Below are 13,747 nucleotides of genomic sequence, written 5' to 3' on the forward strand. Positions count from 1 at the left end.
AGATGTTCGTAAAAATCTGCGGTATCACAAACATCCAGGATGCTTACGCCTGCATCGAAACCGGCGCAGATGCGATCGGCTTGAATTTTTACCCGAAGAGCAAACGTTTCATTCGATTTGATGATGCCGCGGCAATCGTTCGGGAAGTCTCGGCCTACGCGACGACCGTCGGTGTCATGGTACAGCCTACGATTGAGGAGATCGCCGAAGCGATCGATGCTACCGAGGTCGATGCACTTCAGGTTTACGAGCCGAAATTTGAAACGGCGGACTTCGATTTCAAGAAATTGCTATATTACACCGTTCGCGTGAAGAAGCGTGGCGAAGTAAAAGCCGCGTCGAAGGTTGGAGCGGACCTGATTTTTTTGGATTCATTTACGCAGAGCGAATTCGGCGGGACTGGCAAAATATCGGATTGGGATGAAATTGTGCAAAGCGGCGTCGATCTGTCGACCAGGTTTGTGATTTCAGGAGGCCTGAACAGCCAGAATGTCTGCGACGCTATCAAGAGGTTGAATCCGTACGGCGTCGACACAGCGTCGGGGGTAGAATCGACCCCGGGCAAGAAGGATCATGGAAAAATTAGAGAATTTGTGTCGAATGCAAAGCAATGCGGCAATACCGACTAGGTTTTCGAAAATCGGATGTCAGCAGTTGGTAGATAGAACCTGAAAGTTGAAGAGCAAGAATGGAAAATGTAAAAGAAAAAATTGACGAGTATTATAAACTTCCGGACAAAAAAGGCCATTTCGGGACTTATGGCGGATCGTTCGTGCCGGAGACAATTGTAAAAGCCGCACAGGAACTCGACGAGGCGTTCGAGTCCGTAAAGAATGATAAAGATTTCAACAAGGAATTTGAAGACTTATTAAAAAGCTTCGCCGGCAGACCGACTCCAATTTTCTATACTAAAAATCTAAGCCGCAAGTACGGCGCGAAATTTTACCTAAAGAGGGAAGACCTTCTTCATACCGGGGCGCACAAGATTAACAACACGATCGGTCAGGCGCTGCTTGCTGAGAGATTAGGCAAGAAGAGAATTATTGCAGAAACTGGCGCAGGCCAGCACGGAGTCGCTACGGCGACTGTTTGTGCGCTGCTCGGATTGAAATGTATCGTTTATATGGGCGAGGAGGACATGCATCGCCAGGAGCCGAACGTTTTCAAGATGAGACTTCTTGGCGCGGAAGTCGTTCCCGTCTTGAGCGGGACAAAGACCTTGAAGGAAGCGACGAGCGAAGCGATACGAGACTGGGTGACAAATGTCAGAGATACATTTTATATAATCGGCTCGGTTGTCGGGATGCACCCGTATCCGAAGCTGGTGAGGCATTTCCAGGCAGTAATCGGCCGCGAATCGAAGAAACAATTCAAAGAGAATTATGGAAAGCTTCCTGATTATGTCGTCGCTTGCGTCGGCGGTGGAAGCAACTCGCTGGGGATTTTTTACGACTTTGTAAGGGAGATTCCACACGTGAAGCTGATCGGCGTCGAGGCAGCGGGTGAAGGACTCGATACCGGAAAAACCGCGGCTTCTCTCTCGCTCGGCAAGCCGGGCGTGCTCCATGGTGCAATGCAATACCTCTTGCAGGATGAAAATGGAAACGTCCTGAATGCATATTCGATCTCGGCTGGTCTCGATTATCCCGGCGTCGGACCGGAACATTCCTACTTAAAAGATTCCGGTCTTGTCAAATACGTTTCCGTGACGGATACCGAGGCTCTCGATGTCTTCGTCGAATTGTCGCGTCTCGAAGGGATCATCCCTGCACTCGAATCTGCACACGCTGTAGCTTATGCGGAGAAGCTCGCGGCGGGTGAAGGACAAGGGAAGGATATTCTCATCAATCTTTCCGGTAGGGGAGATAAAGACCTTTACAGCGTGGCAAAAAGGTTGAACCTGGTGTGAATTTTGAAAACTAAGATCGGTAAGCATTTCGATTTCGAGTCGGCACACCAGCTGAAAGGCTCAATATACGGAAAGTGCCAGAACCTCCACGGCCATCGGTATCACCTGATAGTGGAAATCGAGGGCGAAGTCGATCAGCACGGATGGGTATGTGATTTCGCGGAGATAGAAGAAGTCGTAAAGAAATTGATCATCGACAAATTCGATCACAAGAATTTGAACGACCACTTCGAAGTGTCGACCGTCGAGAACATTGCCAAATTTGTTTTCGAGACGATAGATAAAGAGCTTAAAGCTAGCACTTATCGGTTGTCGAAAGTTTTGTTGTACGAAACAGCTGACAGCTATGCCGAAGTTACGCGTTAACGAAATTTTCTACAGCCTCCAGGGAGAAGGCGCTCGTAAGGGGAGCGCAAATATTTTCGTGCGGTTTGCGCATTGTAATCTCGAATGCGGATTCTGCGATACGGAGTTCGAAAGCTTTCGCGAGTTGACAGTCGATGAGTTGCTCGAAGAATGCAGCCGATTCGCTTGCAAGAACATAGTCTTCACGGGAGGCGAGCCTCTCCTCCAGCTCACTATCGATGTGGTGAGAGCGTTCAAGAAACCCGGATATTTTCTGGCCATTGAAACGAACGGGACAATCATTCCACCGAAGGGATTAGACTGGATCACCGTGAGTCCGAAGGTTGCGGAGCACGTTCTGGCGAAAAACTTCAGGAGAATCCATATCAACGAACTGAAGTACGTTCGCAACAAATCTCAGGGTATTCCTCGGAGCAAAGTCAAGGCAGATCATTATTATATCAGCCCGGAATTTGACGGAGACTACCCGAATGAAGAAAATATCAAACACTGCATTGATCTTGTCAAACAAAACGCTGAGTGGAAACTTTCTCTTCAGGAGCACAAGCTTCTGAAAATCAGATAAGTGTTTTGATAAAAGATCCGATCTTGATTTAAGCTTGGGTTGGCCTACCTTGACTTTACTTTAAACGACATTTAAATTGAGCCCGAAAATTTTTTGGTGAAATAGATGCTTTCTCAATTCGGAATTGTGCTGCTTTTCTTTATTGTCGGAGCAATACTCGTAGTTGCGACGCTTTTGATAGCACGGTTATTGAGACCTCATCGGCCGAGCGCGGAAAAACTCAGCACGTACGAATGCGGCGAGGAGCCGATCGGCGATAGCCGGATAAAATTCAACGTAAGATTCTATATCATCGCGCTAATATTTCTGATCTTCGATGTTGAAATAGTGTTCCTTTTCCCGTGGGCGCTCGTCTATCAAAAGCTCGGCATGTTTGCGTTCGTAGAGATGATGATTTTTCTGGCGATCCTCATCGCGGGTTATGTCTATGTGTGGGTGAAAGGTGATCTCGACTGGGACAGGCCGCGGCCAAGGTATATCGACTACGTACGCAACGAATTGACCAGGACCAAGCAAGTCGGGACCGAAACGAAGTGAATGGAATTCTAAATTTGATTTTACGATGGGTTTATTAGATAAACAATTCAGCGACGGAAATATAGTAATAACCTCTCTCGATAATCTTCTAAATTGGGCACGGCTCTCTTCTCTCTGGCAAATGCACTTCGGGTTGGCTTGCTGCGCAATCGAGATGATGGCAGCGTCCGCGTCGCACTTTGATATGATGCGGTTCGGTGTCATACCACGGGCCACTCCGCGTCAAACCGATGTCATGATTGTTTCTGGAACGGTCACACTGAAGATGGCGACACGGGTCAAGAGGCTCTACGAGCAAATGGCCGAGCCGCGCTATGTCATTTCAATGGGATCCTGCTCAAACTGCGGCGGTCCGTATTGGGAGCATGGCTACCACGTTTTGAAGGGTGTTGACCGTGTTATTCCCGTAGACGTCTATGTACCAGGATGCCCGCCCAGACCAGATGCGCTCCTCGAAGGTTTGATGAAATTGCAGGAAAAGGTTAGGCGGGAAAGTCGCATCAAGAAAGAAGATGTTAAGCTGGCGCCGGCTGCGTGAAGAATTGGTCCATGCTTCGCAACGGCTGACATCTGATAGCTAAAACATGAACGCAAACGAAATTCACGATAAGGTAAAATCAAAGTTCCCGGAAGCGGTTATTGAATTCAAACCCGAGGCCGTTACCGAGCCCTTCATTGTCGTCCGTTCCGAAATGATCAGGGAAGTCGCGCAATTTATTTCAGAAGATCCAGAGTTGAAATTTGATTACTTGATTTGTCTGTCGGGAGTAGATTTCAACGACGGCAATCTTGGCATCGTTTATCATTTGTCTTCGATGCCGAAAAGACACCGGATCGTGTTGAAGGTGAAAGTACCTAAAGACAAACCTGAAGTGCCGTCCGTCGAATCGGTTTGGAAGACAGCCAACTGGCATGAACGGGAAGCGTTTGATCTTTTCGGAATCGTTTTTCTCGACCATCCCGATCTGCGGAGAATTTTGTTGCCCGACGACTGGGAAGGTTTCCCGTTAAGAAAGGATTATAAAGTACAAGAGTATTACCAGGGAATGAAAGTGCCATACTAAATGGCAGCGTCCGGCACTTTTATAAAAATTATTTTGCGGAGAGATCCGCAGAAAGTCCCACCTGAGCGAGTAGCAAGAAAAATTTTTGATCTAAGTCAACGACTAAGCGATTTGGAAAATCTCAGAGGAATAAATGGCTGAACTGCACACCGAAGAAATGGTCCTGAACATGGGACCGCAGCATCCTTCGACGCATGGTGTGCTACGGGTCGAATTGGTTGTCGACGGCGAAGTTGTAGTCGATGCCGTTCCACATATCGGGTATCTCCATAGATGCTTTGAGAAGCATGCCGAGGCAATGAATTACCAGCAGGTTGTGCCATACTGCGACAGAATGGACTACCTCGCGTCGATGAACAACGACCACGCGTATGTGCTTGCTGTAGAGAAACTTCTGAACATTCAGGTGCCGGAGCGGGTGGAATATATCCGCGTTGTGATGGCAGAGCTTCAGAGGATCGTCAGCCATCTGGTTGCAATCGGAACTTACGGCCTCGACATCGGTGCGTTCACGCCGTTTCTATACTGCTTCCGCGACCGCGAGATGGTGCTTGATCTGTTCGAGAGAACCTGCGGAGCGAGGCTCCTGTATAATTATATGTGGCCCGGCGGATTATCACACGATATACCGTCCGATTTTATTGAAAAGACGAAAGTCTTCGTCAAACAGTTTCCGGCGACGATAAAAGAGCTCAACGATTTGTTGAGTTACAATGAGATTTTTGTTAAACGCACGGCAAATGTAGGTGTTCTCCCTGCTGATGTGGCAATCAACTACGCGGCAAGCGGCCCGGTCCTTCGCGGCTCGGGCGTGAAATGGGATTTACGGAAAATGGATCCTTATTCGGTGTATCCAAAATTGGATTTTGACGTCGTGGTGGGAACGGGCGAGATGGGAACGCTCGGCGATTGCTGGGACAGGTACATGGTCAGAGTCCGCGAGATGGAACAGAGCCTGAGAATAATTGAGCAGGCAATCGAAAAGATTCCTGAAGGCAACGTCCAGGCCGCGATCCCGAAACGAATTCGACCGCCCGTCGGCGAGGTTTATGTGAGAAGCGAGGCGCCGCGCGGAGAACTCGGCTATTACATAATCAGCGATGGGAGTCAAAATCCGTTCAGAGTCAAAGCGAGGGCGCCGTCGTTTGTCAATCTAAGTCTGCTTCCTGAAATATCCCGCGGCTATTTAATCGCGGACATGATCGCGATCATAGGGAGCATCGATATAGTGCTGGGCGATGTCGATAGATAAACGAATCCGAGATTTGAGATCTAAGACCCTAAGTTGTAAACCATAGATTCTTTTATGCATAATTTCATAACATATTACCTTGGTACGGGCATCGTTGGCTCGCTGGTGTCAAGCCTCTTGCCTCTATTATGGATTTTCCCGTATGCCCTTGTTGCAATGTGGATCGAACTCAAAGTTTCGGCTCATATGCAGGACAGGCTTGGTCCGATGCGCACGGGAAAATGGCATGGATGGGCGCAGCCTCTCGCAGATGTTGTGAAACTCCTGCAGAAGGAAGACACGATACCGACTGCGGCGGATAAATTGTTATACATCCTCGCTCCGCTTCTCGTGTTTGTGGGTGCATACGCGGCTTATGCTGCACTTCCATTCAGCCCTGCTTACATTGGATGCGACATCAATCTCGGGATTTTTTATATCATTGCCGTAAGCGCCATCGTGGTGCTCGGTATTCTGATGGCCGGTTGGTCGTCGGACAACAAATGGTCTCTTCTCGGCGCGATGCGGACTGCTGCCCAGCTTGTAAGCTACGAGATTCCTTCATCACTTGCGGTGATTGCCGTTATCATGGTCGCCGGAAGTTTGAACCTGAACGACGTGTGCGCCGCGCAGGCTGGGTGGTTCTGGCACTGGTTTATTTTTGGAAAGTTTCCATTTCTCTTCATTACTTTCATAATTTATTTCATCGCCTCTCTCGCCGAGACGAACCGCGCGCCGTTCGATATCCCCGAAGCGGAGTCGGAGCTCGTCGCGGGTTATCATACCGAGTATAGCGGGATGAGATTCGCATTCTTCTATCTTGCAGAATATGCGAACATGTTTACGGTCGCGGCAATCGCGTCGATATTGTTCTTCGGAGGATGGAGCAGCCCGTTCGGTGCGTTCATGTCCGGACCGGTGTGGGGCGCGTTTTGGCTGATTACGAAGGGAATGGTTTTAGTATTTGTCCAGATGTGGCTGCGCTGGACGCTGCCGCGCTTCAGAGTCGACCAGCTGATGTATTTGAGCTGGAAGGTTCTTACGCCGTTTGCACTTGCAAATCTGGTTGCAGTCGGTCTGTGGACAGTGCTCCGGTAAGAAATCATAAAGATTGAATCTTGATTTACAAATTATGAGTTCGACGACAAGATACTTTAGAAATATAGGGAAAGGATTCTGGACGGTCCTCATCGGAATGAAAGTTACGATGAAGCACATGTTTACGCCGGCAGTAACGGTCCAGTATCCGGATGCAAGGATGACGATCCCCGAGCGGGGCCGCAACCGGCTTTACGTCAACATGGACGACTGCATCGGATGCGACCAGTGTGCTATGGCATGCCCTGTCGATTGTATCACCATCGAAACTGCCAAGTCTCTTCCTACCGAAGATCTTGGAGTGACCTCTACGGGACAAAAGAAGCGTCTGTGGGTCACGCAGTTCGATATCGATTTCGGAAAATGCTGCTACTGCGGTCTGTGTGTGCCGCCATGTCCGACAGAGTGCATATACATGACCAACGTTTTTGAATTCTCCGATTACGACCGCAAGAATCTGATTTATAGTTTCATAACTCTTACGCCCGAGGAGGTCGCGCAAAAGACGAAACAGGCGGAGGAGGCTGAGCGTGAAGCGGCAGCGAAGAAAGCTGCGGCCGCCGCAGCTGCAGCGGCGCAAAAGGCGGCTCAGGCTGCCCAGAAACCGCAAACCTCGCCTACAGATTCATCGCAGTTGACGCCGTCGGCGCAGACGAGTCCGATTCAAAAAAATGTTCCGGAAGTTCAACCGCCACCATCATCGACCGGTTCGGAAAATCAAAACCAGGACAAACCGAATTGAAATGAACTTTTACGATGTAATTTTTTACGCATTTGCGATTCTAACTATTGTCAGTGCAATCGGCGTCGTCTTTTCTCGAAATATTGTGTATGCCGCATTTGCACTCTTGTTTGCCTTCTTTGGAGTCGCAGGAATCTACGTCTTGCTTGCCGCCGATTTCATAGCGGTAACGCAAATACTTCTGTACGTCGGCGGAATCCTCGTCCTGATAGTTTTTGGTGTCATGTTGACTTCGAAGGCATACGATGTGGAGGTGAAGCGAGGCGTCTTGCAGGTGGTTCCTGCCGTTGTTATTGTCGGTGCCATTGCCGGGACGCTGATCGGAGTTTTCATGACGACGCCATGGCCGATATCGAATTTTGCCCCTTATGAAGAGACTGCCCGTCCGATCGGAGCGCTTCTGATGACGCAGTTCGTGCTTCCTTTCGAACTGGCTTCGGTGTTGCTGCTCGTCGCGCTTATCGGCGCTGTAATTATTGCACGACGCGAGAAAGGGACAAAACCACGATGATGACGCTGCATGTAGGGTTGTACCACTTTCTGATCGTCAGCGCCATGCTTTTTGCTCTCGGGATTTATGGTGTGATCACGAGAAAGAACGCTATCATGGTCCTGATGGGAATCGAGCTGATTCTGAATTCGGCGAATATAAATTTTATTGCGTTTACTCGATTCGGACTGATGAACCTTACCGGTCAGGTGGTTGCCATTTTCGTAATCATCCTTGCTGCGGCGGAGGCTGCAATATTGTTGGCAATTGTCCTGAATGTTTTCCAGCAGCTCAATACGGTGAATGTCGACGAAGTCGACAAGTTGAAGAACTGAAAATCCAAAATTGAAAAATTTAAAAGGTGTCTCCGATTGAAAGTACGTTGATAAACTTGGCTCTTGCGGTGTTGCTCCTGCCGCTTGCAGGTTTTGCGATGCTGATATTTTTCGGCAAGGCCATCCCGCGGCGGGATCTTTTTGAGACCGGGATTATGTTCGTCGCCCTCGGGCTCTCTATATTTATCATGATCGAGAAGGTCTTCGTACTGTCGGTCCCGAGAATTGACATGACAATACGATGGATCGACCTCGGGCTTTTAGGATCGACTCAGGGGTTCGTTCTCGACGTCGGCATAGCGATCGACAATCTTTCCGCAATCATGCTTGTCGTAGTCACGCTGATAAGCGCCTTGGTACATATGTTTTCTCTCGGCTACATGAAAGGCGACGTGAGATATTCGCGTTACTATGCATACCTAGGTTTGTTTAGCTTCTCAATGCTGGGTATAGTTCTCTCCAACAATATCTTGATGATGTATATCTTCTGGGAGCTAGTCGGGATCTGCTCGTACCTTCTCATAGGGCACTGGTACGAGAAGAAATCCGCTGCCGATGCCGGGAAGAAGGCGTTCATCGTCAATAGAGTTGGCGACGTCGGATTTTTTATCGGGATCATGATTTTATTTACTCAGCTTCATACCGTCTTGTTCAAAGGAATATTCAGCGGAATTGCAGACGGGCAGCTGTCCGATGCATGGCTGACGGCCGCCGGCATTTTGATATTCTGCGGGGCAGTCGGCAAGTCCGCGCAGTTCCCGCTGCACGTATGGCTGCCGGATGCTATGGAAGGTCCTACTCCCGTGAGCGCCCTCATTCACGCAGCGACCATGGTTGCCGCCGGCGTGTATCTCGTCGCAAGGGTTTATCCTATGTTTACCGGCGATGCGCTGACAGTCATAGCTTACATCGGAGTCATCACAGCATTCATCAGCGCTACTATCGCCATTACGCAAAATGATATAAAGAAAGTTTTAGCCTACTCGACGATAAGCCAGCTCGGCTATATGATAATGGGGCTCGGCGTGGGCGCTTACTCGGCAGGCTTCTTCCATCTCGTGACTCATGCCGCATTCAAAGCAGGACTGTTTCTTGGAGCAGGCTCCGTAATTTACGCAATGCATCATGAGCAGGACATGCGGCAGATGGGCGGGCTTCGGAAAAAGATGCCGATAACATATTGGTGCTTCGTTATTTTTAGCCTGTCGATCGCGGGAATCCCATTCACTTCAGGCTTTCTCAGCAAGGACAGTATCCTAGCCGGTGCGTTTGCCTACGGAAGGCTCTCCGGGAATTATCTGATCCCGATCGTAGCATATGCGGTCGTCTTTCTCACCGCGATGTACATGTTCCGTCTCATCATTATGACATTTCATGGCGAGCCGCGTGATCAGCACAAATTCGAACACGCGAAAGAATCACCGGCGGTCATGACGATACCGCTGATCGTACTCGCGTCGCTGTCGTTGTTTTTTTTCTACAGCCTCAATCCTTTCGATCCGGAAAAGGGATGGATTCCGCAAGCAGTTGAAAGGCCTGAATCGGTCGCACCGGGGTGGCAGCAGCGAACATGGGATATAATAAAGATTCAAGAAATAACAAGATTGCATCCGAATCTCGGAGGTTCCTCTGCCGTCACAGGACAAGGCGAAACAGGCTCGACTGGCCAACTGCAGGCGAACAACAACGTGTCCCCATTTGAGGTGCAGCCGGGTGACATAGTGAACAATACGACTCCATACGAAATCATACTTGGGGAAGTCCGCTATCCCGGACTCGAGCTTTCGCTGTCGATGGCTGTGATGGGAATCCTTGCTGCCTTTGTTATTTATCAGTGGAAGAAAATCGACGCCGGCAAGTTGAAAGAATCTGTGAAACCCGTTTACACTTTTCTTTCGAATAAATGGTACTTCGATGAATTATACGGTGCGACTGTCGTCGGTGGAACGGTGGCCTTCAGCAGAATGCTTGCGTGGTTTGACAACAACGTGATCGATGGCATTGTGAATGGCGCTGCGACTGTGACTCGTTTAGGATCTTCGCTTAGCGGGTGGTTTGACAACAATGTTGTCGATGGACTGGTGAATTTTTCTGCATGGTTCACCGGTCTTCTCGGACGGGAAACTCGCAGAATCCAGACCGGCAAAGTACAGACTTACATTGTGTTTGCATTGCTGGGCGCGATAATAATATTTTTTGCGTTCAGGCAGTTTTGAATTATGAGTTTGATACTCTTAATTCGAAATTCGGAATTTAAAATCTTTTAGGAGAATTATGGCTTATCAATTCCTTGGAATTGGTTACCTGACCTGGATCACTTTCTTGCCTGTACTCGGGATGATTCTTGTTTTGCTCATCCCGAAGGCAGGCGTGAACCTGATGAAATGGACGGCACTTGCTGCAACGCTATTGCAGCTCGTGTTTGCGGGGCTCATCTGGATGAATTTCAGCGCGCCGCTTACCGGCATCAATGATCCGAACAACTTCCAGTTCGTCGAGAAAACAAGATGGATTGACCTGCCGGGTGTGGCCTGGTTTGGACGGGTTGCTGTCGATTACTTCATGGGAATCGACGGCCTGAGTCTGCCGATGGTGATCCTCACGGCTCTGATTTCATTTGTCGGAGTGATTGCATCATGGAACATAAATAAATCTCAGAAAGGTTACTTCGCTCTGTATCTTCTTCTCGACACCGGTATGATGGGCGTCTTTGTCGCGCTTGATATGTTTCTGTTTTATGTTTTCTGGGAATTGATGCTTCTGCCCATGTACTTTCTCATTGGCATCTGGGGCGGACCGAGGAGGGAATACGCGGCAATAAAATTCTTCCTTTATACTCTGCTTGGTTCGGTACTGATACTTTTAGTCATGTTGGGTCTATATTTCAGTGTCAGCATAAAAGAATCTGGTCAGGAGATGCACACGTTTAACATGCTTGCGATGATGGATCCGAAGAATTTCGTGACCGGTTCACTATTTGCCGGACTCGGTACCTACTGGAGATATGTCGCATTCATAGCGCTTTTCATCGGTTTTGCGATAAAAGTCCCGGTCTTTCCGTTCCATACGTGGCTCCCCGATGCTCATGTGGAGGCGCCGACGGCCATTAGTGTCATTCTTGCCGGCGTCCTTTTGAAAATGGGAACTTACGGACTCTTAAGAGTCAGCTTCCCGATTTTCCCTGACGCGATGTTGAAGTACGCATTTCCACTCGCGATTCTCGGCTTTATCAATATTATTTATGGTGCTCTCTGTGCCATGGCACAAACTGATTTCAAGAAGTTGATCGCTTATTCAAGCATAAGCCACATGGGCGTGGTGCTTCTTGGCATCGCATCGCTGAACACGCAGGGCGTTGCCGGCGGAGTACTGCAAATGTTCAACCATGGCGTCGTCACCGCGATGCTATTCTTGATAGTCGGAGTGATTTACGACCGGGCTCATACGCGCGGCCTGGATGATTTCGGCGGACTCGCAAACCAAATGCCGGTTTATACCGGGATCATGACCGTCGCTTTCTTTGCGGCTATCGGTCTGCCGGGGCTGAGCGAGTTTGTCAGCGAGCTTCTTTCTTATTTGGGTGCGTTCCAGACTTTCAGATGGGTTGCAATTTTCTCCAGCCTCGGAATTGTTCTGACAGCGGGTTATATGCTCTGGACACTGCAGCGCGTCTTCCTTGGACAGCTTCCCGAAAAGTGGAAATCGCTGACCGATGTTAACGGGAGAGAACTCGTTTCGTTTGTTCCTCTCGTGATCGTGGTTATTGTGCTGGGTGTGTTCCCGTCCATTATGCTCCATCCGATTAATGCATCGCTGAACCATCTTGTCGATTTTGTCCAGAAAGTCGGGAACGGCTTGACGGCAGCGAGGTAAGTGAGAAGTTAAAAGCGAAAAATTAAAAATGTTTCAGACCATCTACGAGAGTTTTGGTTATATCTTGCCGGAGACGACGCTCGCAATATTTTTTGTCCTGACGTTATTGACGGCGATTGTTGGAAGAAGGCGCGGGAAGTACCTACCCGCGTTTATGGCTCTGATCGGATTCATAATCGCGGGCATCTACGTGTTTAGGCAGATCGATGTCAGTGTGCTGGTGTTCAGCGGCATGTACGCGGTCGATCCATTCAGCTGGTTCTTCAAAGTGATATTTTTAATAACCGGGATACTCATCGTTCTCTTCTCGATGCAGAGCCGCGAACTTGAGGCGGCTTCAACGAAGTATGCAGAATATTTCAGCCTGATAATTTCGCTGACCATCGGCGCGTTCTTCATGGCGGGTTCGACAAATCTGCTTATGATGTATTTGTCGCTGGAGCTCGTCAGCATTTCATCCTACATTTTATCCGGCTTCACGAAGGAAAACGCGAGAGCAGATGAAGCGTCGTTGAAGTACGTGATCTACGGAGCGTTTTCGTCGGGACTGATGCTCTACGGTATTTCTCTGCTTTACGGACTTACGGGAGAAACCAATATCTATTCATTCAACCAGGCGATAGCCGCCGGTGGTGCACCGAGAATTACCATCCTGGTTGCGATCATCCTGATGCTTGTCGGACTGGGTTACAAAATAAGCGCGGTGCCGTTTCACTTCTGGACGCCCGACGTTTATGAAGGTGCGCCGATTACGGTTACCGCATTTCTTTCCGTCACGTCGAAGGCGGCTGGCTTTGCGATGCTAATAAGGTTTTTTAAAATTGCATTCATCGATGTCACTGCTCAACCGATGGCTGCGGGGATGTGGGAGATCTTCAGAGGGTTCAATTGGACGGACATAATTGCTGTGCTTTCGGTTCTTACTATGACCGTCGGCAACCTTGTTGCGATATGGCAATCTAACATGAAGCGGCTCCTCGCATACTCGAGCATCGCGCATGCCGGGTATATCCTGATGGGATTTGTGACGCTGACGAACCAGGGCATATCCGCGATGCTTGTGTATCTCATAGCTTATCTTCTGATGAACCTTGGAGCATTTTACATCGTAATGCTGGTCGCAAATAAATATCATACCGAAAACGTCGACGGCTACAATGGACTCGGTTATCGTTCGCCATATGCGGCATTTGCGCTGACCGTATTTCTCTTTTCTCTGACTGGGATTCCGCCGACGTTCGGATTCATAGGAAAATTCTATTTGTTCTCATCGCTGATCAGCGCACATTATATCTGGCTTGCGATTGTCGGTGTCATTAACAGCGTGATCTCGCTTTATTATTATGCGAGGGTCGTGCGCAATATGTACCTCGTCCAACCCGAAGACACAACGCGGATCGAGTTTGATTTCGGCACCAATCTCCTTATGACGGTTTTTGTTATTCCCAACATCGGATTGATGCTCTACTTCTCACCGATACTGAGCTGGGCTCAGTATTCCGTAAGCATGTTCGGACTGAGATAACCCCTGCGTCGG

The 13,747-nt window shown here is 49.0% G+C and carries 15 protein-coding genes; all 15 read left to right on the top strand.

From position 1 onward, the window contains the following. The first annotated feature begins 2 nt into the window (after nucleotides 1-2). Nucleotides 3-629: a phosphoribosylanthranilate isomerase gene (locus VLX91_09185; GenBank protein HUI30379.1), complete on the top strand. Its 627-nt coding sequence runs from the start codon at nucleotides 3-5 to the stop codon at nucleotides 627-629. A gap of 59 nt (nucleotides 630-688) precedes the next feature. Next, a complete protein-coding gene (gene trpB / locus VLX91_09190; GenBank protein HUI30380.1) occupies nucleotides 689-1,909 on the top strand; it encodes a tryptophan synthase subunit beta in 1,221 nt (406 codons plus the stop codon). Between the two features lie 3 nt (nucleotides 1,910-1,912). Next, on the top strand, nucleotides 1,913-2,275 hold the full coding sequence (gene queD / locus VLX91_09195; GenBank protein ID HUI30381.1) for a 6-carboxytetrahydropterin synthase QueD: 363 nt from the start codon (nucleotides 1,913-1,915) through the stop codon (nucleotides 2,273-2,275). Beyond that, a complete protein-coding gene (locus VLX91_09200; GenBank protein HUI30382.1) occupies nucleotides 2,256-2,840 on the top strand; it encodes a 7-carboxy-7-deazaguanine synthase QueE in 585 nt (194 codons plus the stop codon). The genes queD and VLX91_09200 overlap by 20 nt, the downstream gene beginning before the upstream one ends. Nucleotides 2,841-2,945: 105 nt before the next feature. Continuing rightward, entirely contained in the window at nucleotides 2,946-3,377 is a 432-nt protein-coding gene (locus VLX91_09205) for an NADH-quinone oxidoreductase subunit A (protein ID HUI30383.1), read from the top strand. A gap of 25 nt (nucleotides 3,378-3,402) precedes the next feature. After that, nucleotides 3,403-3,915 (top strand): NADH-quinone oxidoreductase subunit NuoB, encoded by a 513-nt coding sequence (gene nuoB, locus VLX91_09210; GenBank protein HUI30384.1) that lies wholly within the window; start codon nucleotides 3,403-3,405, stop codon nucleotides 3,913-3,915. Nucleotides 3,916-3,961: 46 nt separating this feature from the next. After that, entirely contained in the window at nucleotides 3,962-4,441 is a 480-nt protein-coding gene (locus tag VLX91_09215; GenBank protein ID HUI30385.1) for an NADH-quinone oxidoreductase subunit C, read from the top strand. A 133-nt stretch (nucleotides 4,442-4,574) separates the two neighbouring features. After that, the gene (locus VLX91_09220; GenBank protein HUI30386.1) at nucleotides 4,575-5,693 is read left to right on the top strand and encodes an NADH-quinone oxidoreductase subunit D; all 1,119 of its coding nucleotides are present in this window, start codon (nucleotides 4,575-4,577) and stop codon (nucleotides 5,691-5,693) included. Between the two features lie 54 nt (nucleotides 5,694-5,747). Continuing rightward, nucleotides 5,748-6,770, top strand: a complete 1,023-nt coding sequence (nuoH, locus tag VLX91_09225) for an NADH-quinone oxidoreductase subunit NuoH (GenBank protein HUI30387.1) — start codon at nucleotides 5,748-5,750, stop codon at nucleotides 6,768-6,770. A 34-nt stretch (nucleotides 6,771-6,804) separates the two neighbouring features. After that, nucleotides 6,805-7,512, top strand: a complete 708-nt coding sequence (locus tag VLX91_09230) for an NADH-quinone oxidoreductase subunit I (GenBank protein HUI30388.1) — start codon at nucleotides 6,805-6,807, stop codon at nucleotides 7,510-7,512. Nucleotide 7,513: 1 nt separating this feature from the next. Beyond that, nucleotides 7,514-8,023: an NADH-quinone oxidoreductase subunit J gene (locus VLX91_09235; protein ID HUI30389.1), complete on the top strand. Its 510-nt coding sequence runs from the start codon at nucleotides 7,514-7,516 to the stop codon at nucleotides 8,021-8,023. Further along, nucleotides 8,023-8,337, top strand: coding sequence for an NADH-quinone oxidoreductase subunit NuoK (nuoK, locus tag VLX91_09240; protein HUI30390.1), 315 nt, complete (start codon nucleotides 8,023-8,025; stop codon nucleotides 8,335-8,337). Before VLX91_09235 ends, nuoK begins: the two co-directional genes overlap by 1 nt. 26 nt (nucleotides 8,338-8,363) lie before the next feature. Further along, nucleotides 8,364-10,553: an NADH-quinone oxidoreductase subunit L gene (nuoL, locus tag VLX91_09245; GenBank protein ID HUI30391.1), complete on the top strand. Its 2,190-nt coding sequence runs from the start codon at nucleotides 8,364-8,366 to the stop codon at nucleotides 10,551-10,553. A 58-nt stretch (nucleotides 10,554-10,611) separates the two neighbouring features. Next, nucleotides 10,612-12,210 (top strand): NADH-quinone oxidoreductase subunit M, encoded by a 1,599-nt coding sequence (locus tag VLX91_09250; protein ID HUI30392.1) that lies wholly within the window; start codon nucleotides 10,612-10,614, stop codon nucleotides 12,208-12,210. A gap of 28 nt (nucleotides 12,211-12,238) precedes the next feature. Beyond that, a complete protein-coding gene (locus VLX91_09255; GenBank protein HUI30393.1) occupies nucleotides 12,239-13,735 on the top strand; it encodes an NADH-quinone oxidoreductase subunit N in 1,497 nt (498 codons plus the stop codon). The last annotated feature ends 12 nt before the right edge of the window (nucleotides 13,736-13,747 follow it).

It is taken from the genome of Candidatus Acidiferrales bacterium (assembly GCA_035515795.1).
Classification (GTDB): domain Bacteria; phylum Bacteroidota; class Ignavibacteria; order Kryptoniales; family JAKASW01; genus JAKASW01.

Coding starts and splice junctions, on each gene's coding strand:
- VLX91_09230 (HUI30388.1), top strand. CDS start 6,805: ATGAGTTCGACGACAAGATACTTTAGAAATATAGGGAAAGGATTCTGG.
- VLX91_09215 (HUI30385.1), top strand. CDS start 3,962: ATGAACGCAAACGAAATTCACGATAAGGTAAAATCAAAGTTCCCGGAA.
- VLX91_09185 (HUI30379.1), top strand. CDS start 3: ATGTTCGTAAAAATCTGCGGTATCACAAACATCCAGGATGCTTACGCC.
- VLX91_09255 (HUI30393.1), top strand. CDS start 12,239: ATGTTTCAGACCATCTACGAGAGTTTTGGTTATATCTTGCCGGAGACG.
- VLX91_09250 (HUI30392.1), top strand. CDS start 10,612: ATGGCTTATCAATTCCTTGGAATTGGTTACCTGACCTGGATCACTTTC.
- nuoK (HUI30390.1), top strand. CDS start 8,023: ATGACGCTGCATGTAGGGTTGTACCACTTTCTGATCGTCAGCGCCATG.
- VLX91_09220 (HUI30386.1), top strand. CDS start 4,575: ATGGCTGAACTGCACACCGAAGAAATGGTCCTGAACATGGGACCGCAG.
- VLX91_09205 (HUI30383.1), top strand. CDS start 2,946: ATGCTTTCTCAATTCGGAATTGTGCTGCTTTTCTTTATTGTCGGAGCA.
- VLX91_09200 (HUI30382.1), top strand. CDS start 2,256: ATGCCGAAGTTACGCGTTAACGAAATTTTCTACAGCCTCCAGGGAGAA.
- nuoH (HUI30387.1), top strand. CDS start 5,748: ATGCATAATTTCATAACATATTACCTTGGTACGGGCATCGTTGGCTCG.
- nuoB (HUI30384.1), top strand. CDS start 3,403: ATGGGTTTATTAGATAAACAATTCAGCGACGGAAATATAGTAATAACC.
- VLX91_09235 (HUI30389.1), top strand. CDS start 7,514: ATGAACTTTTACGATGTAATTTTTTACGCATTTGCGATTCTAACTATT.
- trpB (HUI30380.1), top strand. CDS start 689: ATGGAAAATGTAAAAGAAAAAATTGACGAGTATTATAAACTTCCGGAC.